General features: G+C 70.7%; 15 protein-coding genes and 1 pseudogene. 4 read left to right on the top strand and 12 right to left on the bottom strand.

The window, feature by feature from the left end:
• Positions 1-117: 117 nt before the first annotated feature.
• The 5 genes from prcA to arc form a co-directional block, all read right to left on the bottom strand.
• Positions 118-882, bottom strand: a complete 765-nt coding sequence (gene prcA / locus KBZ10_RS07190) for a proteasome subunit alpha (RefSeq protein ID WP_210986644.1) — start codon at positions 880-882, stop codon at positions 118-120.
• A 58-nt stretch (positions 883-940) separates the two neighbouring features.
• Positions 941-1,786, bottom strand: coding sequence for a proteasome subunit beta (prcB, locus tag KBZ10_RS07195; protein ID WP_210986645.1), 846 nt, complete (start codon positions 1,784-1,786; stop codon positions 941-943).
• Between the two features lie 328 nt (positions 1,787-2,114).
• Positions 2,115-2,333, bottom strand: a complete 219-nt coding sequence (locus KBZ10_RS07200) for a ubiquitin-like protein Pup (RefSeq protein ID WP_030542136.1) — start codon at positions 2,331-2,333, stop codon at positions 2,115-2,117.
• A gap of 146 nt (positions 2,334-2,479) precedes the next feature.
• Positions 2,480-3,991 (bottom strand): depupylase/deamidase Dop, encoded by a 1,512-nt coding sequence (gene dop, locus KBZ10_RS07205; protein ID WP_374223317.1) that lies wholly within the window; start codon positions 3,989-3,991, stop codon positions 2,480-2,482.
• A gap of 217 nt (positions 3,992-4,208) precedes the next feature.
• Positions 4,209-5,975: a proteasome ATPase gene (gene arc, locus KBZ10_RS07210; RefSeq protein ID WP_210986646.1), complete on the bottom strand. Its 1,767-nt coding sequence runs from the start codon at positions 5,973-5,975 to the stop codon at positions 4,209-4,211.
• A gap of 241 nt (positions 5,976-6,216) precedes the next feature.
• Between arc and KBZ10_RS07215 the strand changes: the two genes are divergently transcribed.
• Positions 6,217-6,540 carry a ferredoxin gene (locus KBZ10_RS07215; RefSeq protein ID WP_210986647.1) on the top strand — a complete coding sequence of 108 codons (324 nt, stop codon included), beginning with the start codon at positions 6,217-6,219 and terminating at the stop codon, positions 6,538-6,540.
• 4 nt (positions 6,541-6,544) lie between these two features.
• Here the strand turns inward: KBZ10_RS07215 and KBZ10_RS07220 are convergent.
• The 3 genes and pseudogenes from KBZ10_RS07220 to KBZ10_RS07230 form a co-directional block, all read right to left on the bottom strand.
• Positions 6,545-7,181, bottom strand: a pseudogene (locus KBZ10_RS07220) (hypothetical protein).
• A 205-nt stretch (positions 7,182-7,386) separates the two neighbouring features.
• Positions 7,387-8,295 carry a tRNA (adenine-N1)-methyltransferase gene (locus KBZ10_RS07225; RefSeq protein WP_210986648.1) on the bottom strand — a complete coding sequence of 303 codons (909 nt, stop codon included), beginning with the start codon at positions 8,293-8,295 and terminating at the stop codon, positions 7,387-7,389.
• Positions 8,296-8,378: 83 nt separating this feature from the next.
• Entirely contained in the window at positions 8,379-9,614 is a 1,236-nt protein-coding gene (locus KBZ10_RS07230; protein ID WP_210986649.1) for a site-2 protease family protein, read from the bottom strand.
• 128 nt (positions 9,615-9,742) lie between these two features.
• On the opposite strand from KBZ10_RS07230, the gene KBZ10_RS07235 reads away from it, so the two are divergent.
• Together KBZ10_RS07235 and KBZ10_RS07240 are read left to right on the top strand one after the other, a co-directional pair.
• Entirely contained in the window at positions 9,743-10,720 is a 978-nt protein-coding gene (locus KBZ10_RS07235; RefSeq protein ID WP_210986650.1) for a PD-(D/E)XK nuclease family protein, read from the top strand.
• A gap of 15 nt (positions 10,721-10,735) precedes the next feature.
• Entirely contained in the window at positions 10,736-11,410 is a 675-nt protein-coding gene (locus tag KBZ10_RS07240; RefSeq protein WP_210986651.1) for a response regulator transcription factor, read from the top strand.
• Positions 11,411-11,506: 96 nt separating this feature from the next.
• Here the strand turns inward: KBZ10_RS07240 and KBZ10_RS07245 are convergent, their stop codons facing one another.
• From KBZ10_RS07245 to metH, 4 genes are all read right to left on the bottom strand, one after another.
• On the bottom strand, positions 11,507-13,090 hold the full coding sequence (locus KBZ10_RS07245) for an ABC transporter substrate-binding protein (protein WP_374223318.1): 1,584 nt from the start codon (positions 13,088-13,090) through the stop codon (positions 11,507-11,509).
• Positions 13,091-13,153: 63 nt separating this feature from the next.
• Positions 13,154-14,752, bottom strand: a complete 1,599-nt coding sequence (locus tag KBZ10_RS07250) for an ABC transporter substrate-binding protein (protein WP_210986652.1) — start codon at positions 14,750-14,752, stop codon at positions 13,154-13,156.
• Between the two features lie 421 nt (positions 14,753-15,173).
• Positions 15,174-15,878, bottom strand: coding sequence for an HAD family phosphatase (locus KBZ10_RS07255; protein ID WP_210986653.1), 705 nt, complete (start codon positions 15,876-15,878; stop codon positions 15,174-15,176).
• Between the two features lie 137 nt (positions 15,879-16,015).
• Positions 16,016-19,525, bottom strand: a complete 3,510-nt coding sequence (gene metH, locus KBZ10_RS07260) for a methionine synthase (protein ID WP_210986654.1) — start codon at positions 19,523-19,525, stop codon at positions 16,016-16,018.
• 233 nt (positions 19,526-19,758) lie between these two features.
• Between metH and KBZ10_RS07265 the strand changes: the two genes are divergently transcribed.
• Positions 19,759-20,523 carry an IclR family transcriptional regulator gene (locus tag KBZ10_RS07265; RefSeq protein ID WP_210986655.1) on the top strand — a complete coding sequence of 255 codons (765 nt, stop codon included), beginning with the start codon at positions 19,759-19,761 and terminating at the stop codon, positions 20,521-20,523.
• Positions 20,524-20,528: the final 5 nt, after the last annotated feature.

A 20,528-nucleotide genomic window follows, 5' to 3' on the forward strand; every position in this document is an offset into this window, starting at 1 on the left:
CGCCCGTGCGGGGCGGCGCCGTCCCGGTGCAGGCCGCCGGTCCCGCCGGGACACACCCGTGCCCCGGCGGGACCGGAAGGGTTCCGCCGGGGCACGGGAACCCGCCGCGGGCGCCGGTCAGGCCCCGTCTTCGCCGGATCCCGGCTCATCGGCGGCATCCGCCTCATCGGCCGCCGCGCCGCCGCCCGGTTCCAGGAGGCGGGCGAGCCGGCGGCCCTCCACCCGGCGGAACTTCCGCTTCTGCGGGCGGGTGCGGTCGAGGACGGCCACCTCCAGCCGCTCGGCGGGGATCTCCCGTTCGCCGCCGTTGGTGTCCCGCGAGAGCGCCTGTACGGCCAGCTTGAGTGCCTCCGGGAGCGTCATGCCGTCCCGGTGCCGCTGGTCCAGGAAGGTGCTGATCTGCTCGGCGTTGCCGCCGACCGCGACCGAGCCGTGCTCGTCCACGATGGAGCCGTCGTGCGGCAGCCGGTAGATCTGGTCGCCCTCGGGGGTCTCCCCCACCTCGGCGACGACCAGTTCGACCTCGTACGGCTTCTCGCCGGCGCTGGAGAAGATGGTGCCGAGGGTCTGCGCGTAGACGTTCGCGAGCCCGCGGGCCGTCACATCGGCGCGGTCGTAGGTGTAGCCGCGCAGATCGGCGTAGCGCACACCGCCGATGCGGAGGTTCTCGTACTCGTTGTACTTGCCCGCCGCCGCGAAGGCGATCCGGTCGTAGATCTCGCTGAACTTGTGCAGCGCGCGGGACGGATTCTCACCGGCGAACACGATGCCGTCGGTGTACTGCAGGACGACGAGGCTGCGGCCGCGCGCGATGCCCTTGCGGGCGTACTCGGCGCGGTCGGCCATGGCCTGCTGGGGTGAGACATAGAACGGTGTCGACACCGGCTATCCGTCCCTTTCTGTCCGTGTCGGTGACAAGTGCATTCCGGTCCGTCCGGCCTCAGAGGAGCGCGGCCCGGGGGCCCTCGGGCTCCTCGAGCCGGCGCTCGTGGACCGCGCGGGCGATCTCGGAGGACTCGTCCTCCGGGAGCCGCCGGAAGCCCTCGTCGGTGATGACCGTGACAACGGGGTAGATGCGGCGGGCCAGGTCCGGTCCGCCGGTCGCCGAGTCGTCGTCCGCGGCGTCGTAGAGAGCCTGTACGACCAGGGTGAGGGCCTGGCGTTCGGTCAGATCCTCGCGGTAGAGCTTCTTGAGGGCGCCGCGGGCGAAGACCGAGCCCGAGCCGGTGGCCGCGTAGCCGCGCTCCTCGGACCGGCCGCCCGTGATGTCGTAGCTGAAGATCCGCCCCTTCTCCCGGTCGGTGTCCCAGCCGGCGAACAGGGGGATGATGGCCAGGCCCTGCAGGGCCATGCCGAGGTTGCCCCGGATCATCGTGGACAGCCGGTTGGCCTTGCCCTCCAGGGAGAGCTGCGTGCCCTCGACCTTCTCGAAGTGCTCCAGCTCCAGCTGGAACAGCTTGACCATCTCGACGGCCAGGCCGGCCGTGCCCGCGATGCCGACGGCGCTGTACTCGTCGGCGGGGAAGACCTTCTCGATGTCGCGCTGGGCGATGATGTTGCCCATCGTGGCCCGCCGGTCACCGGCCAGCACCACACCGCCGGGGAAGGCTGCCGCGACGATCGTCGTGCCGTGCGGGGCCTCGATCGCCCCCTGCACCGGGGGCAGCGGCCGGCGGCCGGGGAGCAGCTCCGGCTCGTGCTCGGCGAGAAAGTCCATGAAGGAGGAGGATCCCGGGGTCAGGAAGGCAGCCGGCAGACGCCCGGGCTTGCGAGGGTTGGCTTCCACACGTTTCCTTCCACAGATGCGGCGGCCCGGCACATCGCCTCGGGCCGGTCCCTGAACTTCCCTGTGCCGGGCGTCGTTCCTGGAAGAACCCGGCACGCCCCGGACCCTACCCGTCTCCCGGCCGTGATCCACACGTTCCGCCGGAGCGGAATCCCGGGGAACCGCACCCTCGCGTGGGGCGCGCCGCTCTCCCGGGGACGCCCGATGGCCCCGCGACGGCCGGGGGCGCCCGCCGGCCTCCCGGAACGGCGGGTCCGCGCCGGCCGGCGCGGCGCCCGTGCGCACCGGAGGCGTCACGGATGGTGACGCTCTCCGGCGCGGGCGCGGCCTACTCGCCGCCCTTCTGCACGAAGCTGCGCACGAAGTCCTCGGCGTTCTCCTCCAGGACGTCGTCGATCTCGTCCAGGACGGAGTCCACGTCGTCGGACAGCTTCTCCTGGCGCTCCTTGAGATCCTCCGAGGCCTGCGCGTCCTGCGTGGTCTCCTCGGTCTCCTGCGTGGAACGCGTGGCCTTCTGCTGGCCGCCGCCGGTGTCCTTGGTCGCCATATCCCTCACCCCGCTCGGTTCGACCCAGCTTGATTGGAACGGTCAAGATCAGACCCTACAAGGCGGGTCCGACATCGGCTCTCCGCCTGCTCGTACTTCTCGTGGAGAGCCGGTGTCCTCCCCATGATTCCCTGGCCGGGACCGTTTCAGCCGCCGGAGAGCACCCGGACCAGATCTTCCGCGGTGCGGCAGCGGTCCAGGAGTTCCTTGACGTGGTCCCGCGTGCCCCGCAAGGGCTCCAGGGTGGGTACCCGCTGAAGCGAGTCCCGACCCGGCAGATCGAAAATCACCGAATCCCAGGAGGCGGCGGCCACGTCGTCCGCGTACTGCTCCAGACAGCGGCCCCGGAAGTAGGCCCGGGTGTCCTCCGGCGGCTGCGTGACGGCCCGGTCCACCTCGCCCTCGTCCAGCAACCGCTTCATCCTGCCGCGGGCGGCCAGCCGGTTGTACAGGCCCTTGTCGGGGCGTACGTCGGCGTACTGCAGGTCGACCAGGTGGAGCCGGGGGGCGTCCCAGTCGAGGCCGTCACGGCGCCGGTAGCCCTCCAGCAGCTCCCGCTTGGCCACCCAGTCCAGTTCCCCGGCCAGGCTCATCGGATCCCGCTCCAGGCGGTTCAGGACGTCCTCCCAGCGGGTGAGCACGTCCCGGGTCTGCTCGTCCGCGTCCGCGCCGTAGCGGTCCTCCACATACTTGCTGGCCAGCTCGTAGTACTCCATCTGGAGCTGGACGGCGGTGAGGGTCCGGCCATTGCGGAGAGTGATCGCCTTGCGCAGCGAGGTGTCGTGGGAGACCTGGTGGAGCGTGCGGACGGGCTGGTCGACGGCGAGGTCCACGGCGATGAAGCCGTCCTCGATCATGGACAGCACCAGGGAGGTGGTGCCGAGCTTGAGGTAGGTGGAGAGCTCGGAGAGATTGGCGTCGCCGATGATCACATGCAGCCGCCGGTACTTCTCGGCGTCCGCGTGGGGCTCGTCGCGGGTGTTGATGATGGGCCGTTTGAGGGTCGTCTCCAGGCCGACCTCGACCTCGAAGTAGTCGGCGCGCTGGCTCAGCTGGAAGCCGTGCTCGTGACCGTCCTGGCCGATGCCGACCCGGCCCGCGCCGGTGACGACCTGACGGGAGACGAAGAAGGGCGTCAGGTGGCGCACGATGTCCGAGAACGGGGTCTCCCGCTTCATCAGGTAGTTCTCGTGCGTGCCGTAGGAAGCGCCCTTGTTGTCCGTGTTGTTCTTGTAGAGGTGGATCGGCTGGCCCCCGGGGAGCTGGGCGGCGCGCTCGGCCGCGGCCGCCATGATCCGCTCCCCCGCCTTGTCCCAGAGCACGGCGTCGCGCGGATTGGTCACCTCGGGAGCGCTGTACTCGGGGTGCGCGTGGTCCACGTAGAGCCGGGCGCCGTTGGTCAGGATGACGTTGGCCAGACCGATGTCCTCGTCGGTGAGCTGGCTGGAGTCCGCCGTCTCCCGGGCGAGGTCGAAGCCCCGGGCGTCCCGCAGCGGATTCTCCTCCTCGAAGTCCCAGCGGGCGCGGCGCGCCCGGTGCATCGCCGCCGCGTAGGCGTTGACGATCTGGGACGAGGTGAGCATGGCATTGGCGTTCGGGTGCCCCGGAACGGAGATCCCGTACTCCGTCTCGATGCCCATTACTCGCCGTACGGTCATGCGGCCCTCCTTGCCCGGCGCCGCCCCCGGACGGGGTCGGCGCTCAAGTACCGCTGCCTTTCCGATGCGCGTGCGGTGTGCCCCTCCCCGCACCGCGCGGCCCGGCGGTACCGAAAGCCTAGAGCGCCGTGGGGGTGGTGGGGAGATCATTTCATTCTTTGCCGGAACGCACTCGGCTGCGGATGCCCGCCGGGGGCATCCGCAGCCGGGGCGCGCTTTACAGGTACTGACCGGTGTTCGCGACGGTGTCGATGGAACGGCCGGTGTCGGCGCCCTGCTTCCCGGTGACGAGGGTGCGGATGAAGACGATCCGCTCGCCCTTCTTTCCGGAGATGCGGGCCCAGTCGTCGGGGTTGGTGGTGTTGGGGAGGTCCTCGTTCTCCTTGAACTCGTCGACGCAGGCGGCGAGCAGGTGGGAGACCCGCAGACCCTTCTGGTTGTGGTCGAGGAACGCTTTGATCGCCATCTTCTTGGCCCGGTCCACGATGTTCTGGATCATGGCTCCGGAGTTGAAGTCCTTGAAGTAGAGGACTTCCTTGTCACCATTGGCGTAGGTGACCTCCAGGAAGCGGTTCTCCTCGGACTCCGCGTACATCTGCTCGACGACGGACTGGATCATGCCGTCGACCGCGGCCGCCGGCGAGCCGCCGTGCTCGGCGACGTCGTCCGCGTGGAGCGGCAGCGACGGCTTGAGGTACTTCCGGAAGATGTCCTTCGCGGCCTCCGCGTCCGGGCGCTCGATCTTGATCTTCACATCGAGGCGGCCGGGGCGCAGGATCGCGGGGTCGATCATGTCCTCGCGGTTGGAGGCGCCGATGACGATGACGTTCTCCAGGCCCTCCACACCGTCGATCTCGGCGAGCAGCTGGGGGACGATGGTGTTCTCCACGTCCGAGCTGACACCGGAGCCGCGGGTGCGGAAGAGGGACTCCATCTCGTCGAAGAACACGATGACGGGGGTGCCCTCGCTCGCCTTCTCCCGGGCCCGCTGGAAGACCAGGCGGATGTGCCGCTCGGTCTCGCCGACGTACTTGTTGAGCAGCTCGGGGCCCTTGATGTTCAGGAAGTAGCTCTTGCCGGCGGGCCGGCCGGTGACCTCGGCGACCTTCTTGGCAAGGGAGTTGGCCACGGCCTTGGCGATCAGCGTCTTGCCGCAGCCGGGAGGGCCGTAGAGCAGGACGCCCTTGGGCGGCCGCAGCTCGTGCTCCTTGAAGAGGTCGGGGTGGAGGTACGGGAGCTCGACCGCGTCCCGGATCAGCTCGATCTGGTTGCCCAGGCCGCCGATGCGGTCGTAGTCGATGTCCGGGACCTCTTCGAGGACGAGCTCCTCGACCTCGCTCTTCGGTACGACCTCGTAGACGTAGCCGGAGCGGGGTTCGAGCAGCAGGGCGTCGCCGGCGCGGATGGTGACGCCCATCAGCGGCTCGGCGAGCCGGACCACCCGCTCCTCGTCGGTGTGGCCGATCACCAGGGCCCGTTCGCCGTCCTCGAGGATCTCCTTGAGGGTGACGATGTCCCCGGCGCGCTCGAACTCCATGGCCTCGACCACGTTGAGCGCCTCGTTGAGCATGACCTCCTGGCCACGCCGGAGCTCGTCGAGCTCGATGCTCGGGCTGACGTTGACCCGGAGTTTCCTGCCTCCGGTGAAGACGTCGGCCGTGCCGTCCTCGTTCGCCTGCAGGAAGACCCCGAAGCCGGCGGGCGGCTGCGCGAGGCGGTCGACCTCCTCCTTGAGGGCCACGATCTGGTCGCGGGCCTCACGGAGCGTGCCGGCCAGCCGCTCGTTCTGGGCGGAAACCCCGGCCAGATTGGTCTGCAACTCGACGATCCGCTCTTCGAGAATCCTCGTGTGGCGCGGAGAGTCGGCGAGCTTGCGGCGCAGGACGGCGATCTCCTGCTCGAGATAGGCGACCTGGCCGGCGGGGTCCTCGGACCCTCGCCCCGGCCGGAAGCCGCGGTTGATGTCGTCGTCGTGGGCTGCCACGGTCCTCACCTCCTCCAAGGGGAGCTGGACGCTTCCTGACCCTACCTGGGCCGGTGCAGGTTGAAACCCCTAGATCACAAAGACGGTGGGGGCGTGTCCGATCTTCACCCTTGCGTACTCCCTCTCGCCAGGGGATACCCACCCAGCAACATCCGGAAGCGGCCGGTTGTATCGTCGGGACGGTCAACACCCGTCAGAGCTGGCTTCAATTGATTCACCGACGCAGGGAACGGCAGGCGAGATGAGCGTGCAGGAAGAGACGGCCGCCGGGGCCACGGCGGACACGGCTCAGCCGGAGCTGGAGGTCTGGATCGACCAGGATCTGTGCACCGGCGACGGCATCTGCGCCCAGTACGCGCCCGAGGTCTTCGAACTCGACATCGACGGCCTCGCCTATGTGAAGGACGCCGACGACGAGCTGCTCACGGAGGCCGGCGCCACCACGCGCGTGCCGTTGCCACTCCTCCGCGAAGTCGTGGATTCCGCCAAGGAATGCCCCGGCGACTGTATTCACGTACAGCGGGTTTCGGACAAGGTTGAGCTGTACGGTCCTGACGCGGAGTAACCGGTCACACACTCCCGGGGACGGGCAGGGCGGTCAGCCGGAACTTCCCGTCCCGCCAGTGCCATTCGACCTTCCGCTGCAGATCCGGGCAGCAGCGGGGGACGTCCGGACCGGAGTAGCCGAGCAGGGTCGCGGAGATCGCCCCGTCCTCGTCCACGGCGAAGTCCGTGACGTTCATCTTCTCCGCCGGGTCGACCAGGGTCTCCAGCAGCCGGGGCGCCCTGGGGTCCGCCCGGGGCGGACCCCAGGACGTACACGCCGTGCGGGGGCGTGCCCATGCCGGCGGCGCAGCGGACCACGACGGCCGTCTCCGGACGGCCGTCGCCGTCGAGATCGGCGGACCCCCGGTCCACCACCTCGGTTTCCGCGCCACCGCACTCCAGGGGGTACTCGGCGGCCCCGGCGTCGGGCGCGGCCGCCTGCCGCGCCGTGCCGTCCGCCGCACCGGCCTGCTGCCGGCCGGCGGCGGGCGGGGTGGCGGTCGCGTCCGGCGGCTGGACGAGGGCAGCGGCTGCCAGGACGGCGGCGAGGGCCGTCGCGGTGGTGAGCCAGTGGACCGGCCGGGTACGGGTGTGCGGAAGGTCCGCGGTGGGCTTCGAGGGCCGGGGCGCTGACGGCTGAGGGCATGCCGGGGCCTGCACGCGCTTGTGTCTCCTGGAATCCGGAGCGGATGGGGATGGCCTGCATCGTGCCATATCTCACACCGGCCGGGAACGGCGGGGTCACAGCGCGCCGCCAAGTGTGGCCAAAGGTTTACCCGGGACCCCGCCGTCCGGACTTCCCGGGGAAGCGGACGGCGGAGCCGTGCCGTACGGAGGGTGGTGCGCGGGTCGGGCGGACGGGGCGTCAGTCGCGGCCGGCGCCGCCGCTGCCCGACCCCGGGCCGGTGTAGTCCTCGCCGTAGGCGCCCTTGGCGGGACGGCGGCGGCGCAGCGGGGGTTCCACGCCGTCCGCGAGGCGGCGGGCGGTGAGCAGGAAGCCGGTGTGGCCGATCATGCGGTGGTCGGGGCGGACCGCGAGGCCCTCCACGTGCCAGGTGCGGACCATGGTCTCCCAGGCGGTCGGCTCGTTGAACGTGCCGTGCTCGCGGATGGCCTCGACGGTGCGGGCGAGCTGGGTGGTGGTGGCCACGTAGCCGCAGAGGATGCCGCCGGGCACCAGGGCCTTGGAGACCGCGTCCAGGCACTCCCACGGGGCGAGCATGTCGAGGATGACCCGGTCGACCTCGGTGTCCGAGAGGTTGTCCTGCAGATCGCCGACGGTGAGCCGCCAGGCCGGGTGCTCGCCGCCGAAGTAGCGCCGGACGTTCCCGGCCGCGATCTCCGCGAAGTCCGCGCGGCGCTCGTACGAGTGCAGCATGCCCTGATCGCCGATGGCGCGCAGCAGGAAGGTGCTGAGGGAGCCGGAGCCGACGCCGGCCTCGACGACGCGGGCGCCGGGGAAGATGTCGGCCATCGCCAGGATCTGCCCCGCGTCCTTGGGGTAGACCACGGCGGCTCCGCGGGGCATGGACAGGACGTAGTCGGGGAGCAGGGGGCGCAGCGCGAGGTACGCGACGTTCCCGGTGGTACGGACAACACTGCCCTCGGGAGCGCCGATCAGCTCGTCGTGCGGGAAGGCACCCTTGTGGGTGTGGAAGCTCTTCCCGGCTTCGAGCGTGAACGTGTAGTGGCGTCCCTTGGGGTCGGTGAGCTGGACCTGGTCCCCGACCTTGAAGGGCCCGCGACGGCGGGCGGCACCGGTCGGTTCGGACATGTGACCAGCCTACCGGTCGCCGGCGGGCCGTCCCGCCACAGCGGTGCGGCCGGTCCGCGGGCGCGGGCGCGGGGGACGGTGCCTCAGGGGTTGCGGGCCATCGCGGAGACGAAGGCGCGTTCGACGTCGGCGGTGGAGAGCACGCCGTAGACCTCGCCGGTCTCCTCGACGACCAGGTACTCGGTGGCGGGGGTGGCCCGCAGGGTCTCCAGGAGATCCTCGCCGGCGAGCTCCGCGGAGACCCGCAGACCCGGCTTGAGGTCCTGGGCCAGGCCGCCGGCGGCGACCCAGGGGCGGCGGTGCTCGGGGACCCCGGCGATCGCGGCCTCGCGGACGAGAGCCGTGGGCTCGCCCTGCCCGTCGACCACGACGAGGGCCCGGGCCCCCGCCTCGTTGGCGCGGCGCAGCGCCTCGGAGAGAGGGGTGTCGGCGGCGACGGGAACCGCGCGCCGGGTGAGGTTGCGGGCCCGGAGTTCCGGGAGGCGCTCGCGGAGCCGGGCCATGCGCAGGCTGTTGCCGGCGCCGGTCCAGATGATCGCCGCGAGGATGGCGGCGAGCAGCGCGTCGGTGACCGTGTCGACCCCGCCGAGGTCCTCCGGGGCGTTGCCGAGGCTGCCGGAGTGGGTGAGCAGCGGCAGGCCGATCAGGACGGCGATGGCGAGGGCCCGGCCGGTCCAGGCGGCGGCGACGGTGCCGGTCATCGGTTTGCCGGTGACCCGCCAGACGACGGCGCGGAGCATCCGTCCGCCGTCCAGGGGCAGTCCGGGCAGGAGGTTGAAGACGGCGACGATCAGGTTGGAGATCATCAGGCCGGCCAGCAGCACACCGGGGACGGTGCCGGGCTCGACGGCGTACACGCCGAGGTAGAAGACCCCGGCGAGGGCCAGGGAGAGCAGCGGGCCGACGAAGGCGAGCAGAAACTCCCGGCCCGGGGTCTCGGACTCCTTCTCGATCTCGGAGACCCCGCCGAAGAACTGGAGCTGGATGCGGCGGACGGGCAGCTTGTAGTGGAGCGCGACGACGGTGTGGGCCAGCTCGTGGACGAGCACGGACCCGTAGAAGGCGACCGCGAAGAAGAGGGAGACGAGGTAGCGCAGACCGCCGAGTCCGGGCAGCACCCGTTCGAGCTGCCCGCCGAAGACCCAGGTGATCAGGGCGGCGACCAGGAACCAGCTGGGAGCGACGTAGACGGGCACCCCGAACGGGCGGCCCATGAGAATGCCGCCCCCCGTCCCGCGCGGCCGCTTCGGCTCACCAACGCCGCCGGCCGCTCCCCCGCCGCCGGACTGCGGCTTCCCGCTCTCGCCGCTCTCGTCCACGGTGTCCCTTCGTCGCTCGTTCCCCCGCGCCGCTGTCGTCCGGTTCCGCGCACGGCCGGCGGCCCGGGGAGGTCTGCCGTCGATGGTATGCGGACCGGTGTCGGTCCCGGGCCGTAGGGTCGTACGCCATGGGAACCAGCACCGAGCGCGCGGACGCCGGACACGGCGGCCGCAGGACCGGCCGCGGGCGCGGCGCGGCGGCCGCGCCGCCGACGTCGCTGTCGCCGTCGCGCGCCGCCGACTTCATGACCTGCCCGCTGCTCTACCGCTTCCGGGTGATCGACAAACTGCCGGAGAAGCCCAGCGAGGCGGCCGCCCGCGGGACGCTGGTCCACGCGGTGCTGGAGCGGCTCTTCGACACCCCGGCCGCGGAGCGCACGGCCACGCGCGCCCGGGCGCTGGTGCCCGGCGAATGGGAGCGGCTGCTGGCGGCGCGGCCGGAGCTGGCCGAGCTGTTCGGGGACGCCGGCGGGGGAACGGAGGGCGGCGGAGACGACGACGGCCCCGGTCCGGCGCCGCCGGCCGGATGGCTCGCCGAGGCCGAGCGGCTGGTGGAGCGCTGGTTCACGCTGGAGGACCCCTCCCGGCTGGAGCCGGCGGAGCGGGAGCTGTTCGTCCAGACCACGCTGGACTCCGGGCTCCGGCTGCGCGGCATCATCGACCGGGTGGACGTCGCCCCGGGCGGCGAGGTGCGGATCGTCGACTACAAGACGGGGAAGGCCCCGCGCCCGGAATACGCGGACGGCCCGCTGTTCCAGATGAAGTTCTACGCCCTGGTCCTGTGGCGGCTGCGGGGCACGGTGCCGCGCCGGCTGCAGCTGGTCTATCTCGGCAGCGGCGACATCCTGACGTACGACCCGGCCGAGGAGGACCTGCGGGCCACCGAGCGGAAGCTGCTGGCCCTGTGGGACGCGATCCGCCGGGCCACGGACACCGGGGACTGGCGGCCCCGGCGGAGCCGGCTGTGCGACTGGTGCGACCACCGGGCGGTGTGCCCGGAGTTCGGCGGCACTCCCCCGCCGTACCCGCTGCTGCCCGTGGCCGTCCCCGACGGGGAACCGGGCGGCCCGCGGGTACCGGGCCAGGGCAGAATGGGCGGTGTCTAGCGAAGGAGTCCCGCTGTGGCCATCCGTGTCCTCCTGGTCGACGACCAGCCCCTGTTGCGCACCGGTTTCCGGATGATCCTGGAGGCGGAACAGGACATCGCCGTGGTCGGCGAGGCCGGTGACGGGCTGCAGGCCCTGGACCAGGTCAGGGCCCTGCAGCCCGATGTGGTCCTGATGGACATCCGGATGCCCCGGATGGACGGGGTCGAGGCCACCCGGCAGATCACCGGGCCGGGCCGGGAGGGGCCGGCGAAGGTGCTGGTCCTGACCACGTTCGACCTGGACGAGTACGTGGTGGAGGCGCTCCGCGCGGGGGCGAGCGGCTTCCTCCTCAAGGACGCGCCCGCGCAGGAGCTGGTGCAGGCGATCCGGGTGGTCGCCTCGGGCGAGGCCATGCTCGCGCCGAGCATCACCCGCCGGCTGCTCGACAAGTACGCGGCGAAGCTCCCCTCGGGGGACGAGCCCGTGCCCGACACGCTGGACACCCTGACCGACCGCGAGGTGGAGGTGCTCAAGCTGGTCGCCAAGGGGCTGTCCAACGCGGAGATCGCGGCCGACCTGTTCGTCAGCGAGACCACGGTCAAGACCCATGTGGGGCACGTGCTGACCAAGCTCGGTCTGCGCGACCGGGTGCAGGCGGCGGTCTACGCCTACGAGAGCGGTCTGGTGCGGCCCGGGGGCGCCCGGTGAGCGCGCGCGGACGCGGGGGAAGGGCCGGCCCGGGTGCGGGCCGGCCCTTCCCCCGCGGGGTGCCGGGCCGGATAGCGGTGCGGCGGACCGCTCCGGTCACTCCTGGATCTTGCTGATCTCCCAGAAGCGGAAGACGGTGGAGGCGTCCAGCGACCACTCCAGACCGGCGATGTCCCGGTGCGCCACCGCGTACTGCTTGCCCTGCCACAGCGGCAGCACCGGCAGTTCCTCGGCGACGATGTCCTGCAGCTCGCCGAAGTTCGCGGCGGTGGCGGCGCGGTTGGCCTCGGCGGCGGTGCTCGGGATGAGCTGCTTCACGATGCGCTTGGACTCGTAGTTGTTGGAGAGGACGTTGCCCTCGCCGAAGAACGGCGCGGTGAAGTTGTCCGGGTCCGGGTAGTCGGGCACCCAGCCCTTCACGTAGATGCCGTACTCGCCGTTCTTGATGCCCTCCTCGTACTCCTCCAGTTCGACGCTCTTCACGTCGGCGTCGAACAGCCCGCTGGCGTTGAGCTGCTGGGCGAGCTTCTGGAAGCCGGGGACGGTGCCGGGGCCGTAGCGGGTCGGCGTGGCCCAGAGGGTGATCTTGAGCCGGCCGGTGATGCCCTCCTCGCGGAGCGCCTCCTCGGCCTTGTCCCGCTGCGGGCGGTCGCCGTAGACGTCGAAGAAGGCGGTGTTGTGGCTGGTGATGCCCGCCGGGACGATCGAGTACAGCGGCTTGGCGGTGTACTTGTAGACGTCGCGGACCAGTGCGCTGCGGTCGACGAGGTAGGCGATGGCCTTGCGCACGCCGTCCTTGCCGACGACCGGGTGGTCGACGTTGAAGACCAGGTGCTGGACCTCGGCGCTGGTGCCCTCGATGACCTCCAGGCCGTTCTTCTCGTCGGTCGTGGCGGTCTCCAGCTCGTTGATGTCCTTGATGGAGAGACCGCGGTAGGCGAGGTCGACCTCGCCCTCGCGCAGGGCGCTCTTCAGGGCGGCCTGGTCGCCGTTGAAGAGCTTCATCGTCATGCCGGAGTTCTTGACCTTGGCGGGGCCCTTGTAGTCCGGGTTGACGGAGAACTTCGCCTCCTTCTCGGGCGTGTAGGAGTCGAGCTTGTAGACGCCGGAGCCGATGGCCTTGCCGTCGGTGCGGAGCTTGTCCATCTCGTACTCGCGGTGGTCCACGATCGAGCCGGCGCCGGAGGCGATCTTCATGGGGAAGGTCGCGTCGGGGAACTTGAGCTTGAAGACGACGGTCTTCTCGTCCGGCGTCTCGACCTTGTCGATCGACGTCAGCATGACGGCCGGGCCGTTCTCGTCGTTGATCTTCAGCGTCCGGCGGAAGGAGAACGCCACGTCCTTGGACGTCAGGCTGTTGCCGTTGCTGAACTTGAGCCCCTTCTTGAGCTCGCAGCGGTAGACCCTGCTGGCGCTGTCGTCGAAGCCACAGCGCTCGGCCGCCTCCGGCTGCGGTGTCGTACCGCCCCGGGGGAAGCTCATCAGCGACTGGAAGACGTTGTTGAACAGCAGCCAGGAGCCGGGGTCGTAGCCGGAAGCCGGGTCGGTGGCCGCGATCTCGTCCGTCATTCCCATGACGATCGGCTCACCCGTGCCGGCCGAGTCGGCGTCCCCCCCGCCGCAACCGGCCAGCAGCCCCATCGCGATGGGGACCGCGAGCAGGTGATGACGTATCCTCACGCGCACATTCCTCACACTCTTCTTGATCGGCACCGGCCCCCGTCGGTGCCACGACTGGTCAGGTCAGTCGACCGTGCGGCCGAGTTCCCACAGCTGCAGGACCGACGACGAGTTCAGCGCCCATTCCACTCCGGTGACGGTGTTCCGGGCTGCGACGTACTGCTTGCCCTGCCACAGCGGCAGCAGCGGCACCTCCTCGGCGACGATGTCCTGGACCCGCTCGAAACTCTTGGTGGCACCGGTCCGCTCCGCCTGCCGCCGGGTCTCCGGGATCAGCCGGCCGTGGATCTCCTCGTTGTCGTACGGACTGTTGAGGAAGTTGTCCTCGGAGAAGAACGGGGCCGTGAAGTTGTCGGGGTCCGGGAAGTCGGGGAACCAGCCCATACCGTACGCGGCGTACTTGCGCTCGGTCTGGCTGGGGCGGAACGTCTTCCAGGGAACGCCCTTGATCGTTACGTCGAACAGGCCCGTCCGGTTCAGCTGCTTCTGCAGGGTCTCGAACTCCAGGGCCGTGGCCGGGCCGTAGTGGTCCGTGGTGTACGTCAGCTCCAGCTTCACCGGGGTGTCGACACCGGCGGAGGCCAGGGTCCTGCGGGCGGCCGCCGGGTCGGGCTCCCCGTACCGGTTGAAGAAGGAGTTGACGTGCGCGTCGACGCTGCTCGGGATCATGGAGTAGAGCGGCTCGGCGCTGCGCGCGTACACGTCGCGGGCGAGTTCCTGGCGGTCGACGATCTGTGCGACGGCCCGCCGCACGGCCTTCCGGCCGGCCGTCCGGTGCTCGGTGTCGAAGACGAGGTAGCGGATCTCCTGGCCGGGCATCTCGACGAGTTCGATGTCCTCGTCCTCACCCTTCGCCAGCCGGGCGATCTGCTCGGGTGACATGCTGCGGGTCATCATGTCGATCTCGCCGGCCTTGAGGGCCTCCTCCATCGCCACCGAGTCCCGGAGGATCCGCAGTTCGACCTTCTCGTTCCTGAGCTTGAACTGCCCCTGGTAGTTCCGGTTCCTGGTGAAGGTGATCGACTGGACGGCACCGTCCTTCTCCTTCGTCTCCAGGGTGTAGGGGCCGGAGCCGGACACCTCGAAGCCGTCGCGGAGCGCGTCCCGCCGGTAGCTCTGGGAGTCCACGATCGCGGCGGCGGGGGTGGCGAGCTTGTGCGGGAAGGTCGCGTCCGGCTTCTTGAGGTGGAAGACGACTTCCAGGTCACCGAGGGTCTCGATCCGGTCGATGTTCGAGATCAGCGAGACCGGCCCGTTGGGATCCTTGATCCTCAGCGTCCGCTCGATCGAGAACTTCACGTCCTCCGCGGTGAGGAGGTTGTCGTTGGAAAACTTCAGGCCCTCCCGCAGGGTGCAGCGGTACTGCTCGTTGCGCCGGTCGGAGAAGCCGCACCGGGAGGCCGCCTCGGGGGTCGGCTCGCTGCCGGAGCGGGGCAGGGCCATCAGCGTCTGGAAACTGTTGCGCAGGACGTTCCAGGAGGCCATCTCATAGGCCAGCGCGGGATCGAAGGGCGCCGGGTTGTCCTCGGTGACGATGAACTGGTCCGTGGTGCCGACGACGATCGCCCCGTCCGCCGCCGACCCCGCCGACCCGCCGCAAGCAGCCAGGACCGGCAGCAGCAAGCCGATGGCCGCCGGCAGCGCCAGAGTCTTGCGATTCATCGTCGGGGGTCTCCTGCATTGCGATCCGTCCCGGGGACCATACCGACGTGGGCACCGCTGGTCACAGGGGCTGTGGTGAAGTTCTGGCGAAACATTAGTCCGCGCCGCCAGGGATGCTGGAACGGGGCGAAGTTGACGCCTCATAACACACTGATAACAGCCGCGGTCCGTCCACTATCCGGACGCCGGAATGATTGCCGCGTTCACCGACCTATGGGGACAGAAAGGTGCGCATGCGGGCCGCCCCGCCCCTCGGAGAACACCCTTGCCCGCCCCTGTCGACCGGCGGGGGCGTGAGAAAGGTCACGTCATGGATTTCCGGTGGGATCACCGGGAATTCCCGCGCGCATTCGTCACGGAAAATGACCGGACGGGCGCCGACGGTCGTCTTCTTTCCGCCGCCATACGCACCGTGTGCGGTTCAGTGCATTCCCGTGATCAATCCGTGCAGAAAGGGGAGGTCGACTTCTTCGAGGGAACTGACCACCGTACGCCGCGGCGCCGGTGCGACCGATGCCACGGACGGCACCACCACCACCGGGCAGCCCGCCGCCTCCGCCGCCGCCACCCCCGTCGGGGTGTCCTCGACCACCGCACAGCGGGCCGGGTCCACCCCCAGCTTGGCGGCAGCCGTCAGATACGGGTCGGGGTGCGGCTTCGTCCGCTCCAGCTCGTCCCCGGCCAGGGTGAGGTCGAAGTGGCCGGCCCCGACCGACTCCAGGACCCGGTCGATGATCCGCCGGTGCGAGGCGGAGACCAGCGCGGTCGGCACCCGGTGCGCGGCCAGTTCGGCCAGCAGCCGGGCCGCCCCGGGCATCAGCGGCACACCGCGGCCGATCATCTCCTCGAAGCGGTCGTTGAGGAGCACGGACAGCTCCGGGACGGTGATGTCGGCGCCGGTGGCCTCGATGAGGTAGCGGGCACTGCGGCTCATCGGGCCGCCGATCACCACCTCGCGGTGGTGATCGTGGAGGATGTGGCCGAGTTCGGCGAAGACCTCCACCTCGGCGTCCCACCAGAAGCCCTCGGTCTCGACGAGCGTGCCGTCCATGTCGAGCAGTACGGCCTGCAGGGTGGTGGACCCCTCGGCCGTCCGGGTGCCGAGCGCGGGGATGCTGCTGGTCATCCTTGCCCCTCTCGTGAAAGGTCGCCCGGCCGTGCCGGACCGACCAGTGTACGTCGAGCCGCTACGGAGCGTCGTGGCGAGCGCCCGGCGCCGCTCCGGGGGGCCTGCCCGCACGGGGCCGGACCGCGCCGCCCGCGCTACCGGGCGTTGAAGTACTTGGCCTCGGGGTGGTGGATCACGATGGCGTCGGTGGACTGCTCGGGGTGGAGCTGGAACTCCTCGGAGAGCTCGACGCCGATCCGGCCGGGCTCCAGCAGCTCGGCGATCTTCGCCCGGTCCTCCAGGTCGGGGCAGGCGCCGTAGCCGAGGGAGAAGCGTGCGCCGCGGTACTTGAGCGCGAACATGTCCTCCATGGCCGCGGGGTCCTCCCCGGCGAAGCCCAGCTCGGCGCGGACCCGGGCGTGCCAGTACTCGGCCAGGGCCTCGGCCAGCTGGACCGAGAGGCCGTGGAGTTCGAGGTAGTCGCGGTAGGCGTCGGCGGCGAAGAGCTTGGCCGTCTCCTCACCGATCCGGGAACCGACGGTGACGACCTGCAGGCCGACCACATCGGTCTCCCCCGACTCCTCCGGGCGGAAGAAGTCCGCCAGGCACAGCCGGCGGCCGCGGCGCTGCCGGGGGAAGGTGAAGCGGGTGCGCTCCGTGCCGTCCTCCCGCAGGATGATCAGGTCGTCGCCCTTGGAGACGCAGGGGAAGTAGCCGTGGACGACGGCGGCCTCCAGCAGGTTCTCCGTCTGGAGCCGGTCGAGCCAGCCGCGCAGCCGGGGCCGGCCCTCGCGCTCCACCAGCTCCTCGTACGTGGGGCCCTCGCCGGTGCGGGACTGCTTGAGCCCCCACTGCCCCTTGAAGAGCGCGCCCTCGTCCAGCCAGGAGGCGTACTCCTTGAGCTGGATGCCCTTGACCACCCGGGTGCCCCAGAACGGCGGGGTGGGCACGGGGTTGTCGGTGGCGACGTCGGACCGGACGCCCTCCCCCGGCTCGGGTTCGCTGATCTCCAGGTCGCGCCGGGGGACCCGGCGCTGCCGCAGTTCGGGCAGGGCGGCGCCGGGCACGCCGCGTTTGACGGCGATCAGGGCGTCCATCAGCCGCAGCCCCTCGAAGGCGTCGCGGGCGTAGCGGACCTCGCCCTCGTAGATCTCGTGGAGGTCCTGCTCGACGTAGGCGCGGGTGAGGGCCGCGCCGCCGAGGATGACGGGATAGTCGGCGGCCAGCTTGCGCTGGTTGAGCTCCTCCAGGTTCTCCTTCATGATCACGGTGGACTTGACCAGGAGACCCGACATGCCGATGACGTCGGCCCGGTGTTCCCGGGCCGCCTCCAGGATCGCGGAGACCGGCTGCTTGATACCGAGGTTGACGACGGTGTAGCCGTTGTTGGAGAGGATGATGTCGACCAGGTTCTTGCCGATGTCGTGGACGTCACCGCGGACGGTGGCCAGCACGATGGTGCCCTTGCCCTCCTCGCCCTCGACCTTCTCCATGTGCGGCTCGAGGTGGGCCACCGCCGCCTTCATGACCTCGGCGGACTGCAGCACGAACGGCAGCTGCATCTGGCCGGATCCGAACAGTTCCCCCACGACTTTCATACCGGCGAGCAGCGTGTCGTTGACGATCTCCAGGGCGGGGCGCTCCCGCAGGGCCTCGTCGAGGTCGGCCTCCAGGCCGTTGCGCTCGCCGTCGATGATGCGGCGCTGCAGGCGCTCGTCCACCGGGAGGGCGGCCAGTTCCTCGGCCCGGCCGGCCTTCATCGACTTGGTGTCCACGCCCTCGAAGAGCTCCAGGAACCGCTGCAGGGGGTCATAGCCCTCCCGGCGGCGGTCGTGGATCAGGTCGAGGGCGACCTCGCGCTGCTCCTCGTCCAGCCGGGCGATGGGCAGGATCTTGGAGGCGTGGACGATGGCGGAGTCGAGGCCGGCCTTGACGCACTCGTCCAGGAAGACGCTGTTGAGCACGGCGCGCGCGGCCGGGTTGAGCCCGAACGAGATGTTCGACAGGCCGAGGGTGGTCTGGACGTCCGGGTGGCGGCGCTTGAGTTCGCGGATGGCCTCGATGGTGGCCAGGCCGTCCTTGCGGGACTCCTCCTGGCCGGTGGCGATGGTGAAGGTGAGGCAGTCGATGAGGATGTCGCTCTTGTGCACGCCCCAGGTGCCGGTGAGGTCGGCGATCAGGCGCTCGGCGACGGCGACCTTGTGCTCGGGGGTGCGGGCCTGGCCCTCCTCGTCGATGGTCAGGGCGATCAGCGCCGCGCCGTGCTCCACCGCGAGCCGGGTGATCTTCGCGAAGCGCGACTCCGGTCCGTCGCCGTCCTCGTAGTTGACGGAGTTGATGACGGCGCGGCCGCCGAGCTTCTCCAGTCCGGCCCGGATCACGGCCGGTTCCGTGGAGTCCAGCACCAGCGGGAGGGTGGAGGCGGTGGCGAAGCGGCCGGCGATCTCCGCCATGTCGGCGACGCCGTCCCGGCCGACGTAGTCCACGCACACGTCCAGCAGGTGGGCGCCCTCGCGGATCTGCTCCCGGGCCATCTCCACGCAGTCGTCCCAGCGGCCGTCCAGCATGGCCTCGCGGAACTTCTTCGAGCCGTTGGCGTTGGTGCGCTCCCCGATGGCCAGATACGCCGTGTCCTGCCGGAACGGCACGCTCTGGTAGAGGGAGGCCGCTCCCGGCTCGGGGCGCGGATCGCGCGGGGCGGGGGTCAGGTCCCGGACCCGTTCGACGACCTGGCGCAGATGCTCGGGTGTGGTGCCGCAGCAGCCGCCGACCAGGGAGAGCCCGTATTCGCGGACGAAGGTCTCCTGCGCGTCGGCCAGCTCGGCCGGCGTGAGCGGGTAGTGGGCGCCGTCCTTGCCCAGCACGGGCAGCCCGGCGTTGGGCATACAGGACAGCGGGACCCGGGAGTGGCGGGCCAGATGGCGCAGGTGTTCGCTCATCTCGGCCGGGCCGGTGGCGCAGTTCAGGCCGATCATGTCGATGCCCAGCGGTTCCAGGGCGGTGAGTGCCGCGCCGATCTCGGAGCCCAGCAGCATGGTGCCGGTGGTCTCCACCGTCACGGAGACGATCACGGGGAGGTCGGTCCCGGTCTCCCGGAGCGCGTGCTTGGCGCCGATGACCGCGGCCTTGGTCTGCAGCAGGTCCTGGGTGGTCTCCACCAGGAGGGCGTCGGCGCCGCCGGCGATCATGCCCGCGGCGTTCCGCTGGTAGGCGTCGCGCAGGACGTCGTAGGGGGCGTGGCCGAGGGTGGGCAGCTTGGTGCCGGGGCCCATCGAGCCCAGGACCCAGCGAAGGCGGCCGTCCCCGGCGGTGAAGGCGTCGGCCGTCTCGCGCGCGATCCGCACCCCGGCCTCGGAGAGCTCGAAGATCCGGTCGGCGATGTCGTACTCGGCCAGCGCGGCGTGGTTGGCCCCGAAGGTGTTGGTCTCCACGCAGTCCACCCCGGCCGCGAAGTAGGCCTCATGGACGGAGCGCACGATGTCGGGGCGGGTGACGTTCAGGATCTCGTTGCAGCCCTCCAGCTGCTCGAAGTCCTCCAGGGTCGGCTCCTGTGCCTGGAGCATGGTGCCCATCGCCCCGTCGGCCACGACCACGCGGGTGGCGAGCGCCTCCCTCAGGGCGGCGACGCGGTCGGTGCTGCTCGTCGATGGCTGGATCGAGCCCATGGAAAACTCCCTGAGGTGCGACGGCTGTCGGCTTTACGCCCTCCCTGCGAAGAACGCACCCGGCCAGCGTAGCCGTGATGGGGCCCGGTCTCCGGAGTGTTTCAGTGGGCGGACTATGTTCCGGCCATGTGCCGGCCGAAGGATCCCGCCGGCTGCTTCCGGCAAGCTACCCGGGGTCGGCATAGGCCGATACTGTTCAGCATTGCCGAATCCGTAACGATGGAGGTTGCCCGATGGCTCGGACCATCCAGTCCCTGGAGCGGGCCGCGGCGATGCTGCGGCTCCTGGCGGGCGGCGAGCGCCGGCTCGGCCTGTCCGAGGTGGCCGCCGCGCTGGGACTGGCCAAGGGCACCGCGCACGGCATCCTCCGCACGCTCCAGCAGGAGGGCTTCGTCGAGCAGGACCCGGCCTCGGGCCGCTATCAGCTCGGCGCCGAGATGCTGCGGCTGGGCCAGAGCTATCTGGACGTCAACGAACTGCGGGCGCGGGCCCTGGTGTGGACCGACGACCTGGCGCGGTCCAGCGGGGAGAGCGTCCACCTGGGGGTGCTGCACCAGAGCGGCGTGCTCATCGTGCACCACGTCTTCCGGCCGGACGACAGCCGGCAGGTCCTGGAGGTCGGGGCCATGCAGCCGCTGCACAGCACGGCGCTGGGCAAGGTGCTGGCGGCCTACGACCCGGTGGCGCACGCCGAGGCCGTGGAGGGCGCCAAGGAGGCCTTCACGGACCGCACGGTCACCGGGGCCGAGGAGTTCGAGGCCCTTCTCGACCTCACCCGGGCCCGGGGCTGGGCCTCGGACATCGAGGAGACCTGGGCCGGGGTGGCCTCCGTGGCCGCGCCCATCCACAACCGGCGGCGGATGCCCGTCGGCGCGGTCGGCGTCACCGGAGCGGTGGAGCGGGTCTGCGACGGCACCGAGCTGCGATCGCGGCTGGTCGCGGCGGTACGGGACTGCGCCCGGGCAGTCTCCCGGGACCTCGGCGCCGGGCGATTCTGAACACC

Source organism: Streptomyces sp. F63 (genome assembly GCF_018070345.1).
Lineage (GTDB): Bacteria > Actinomycetota > Actinomycetes > Streptomycetales > Streptomycetaceae > Streptomyces.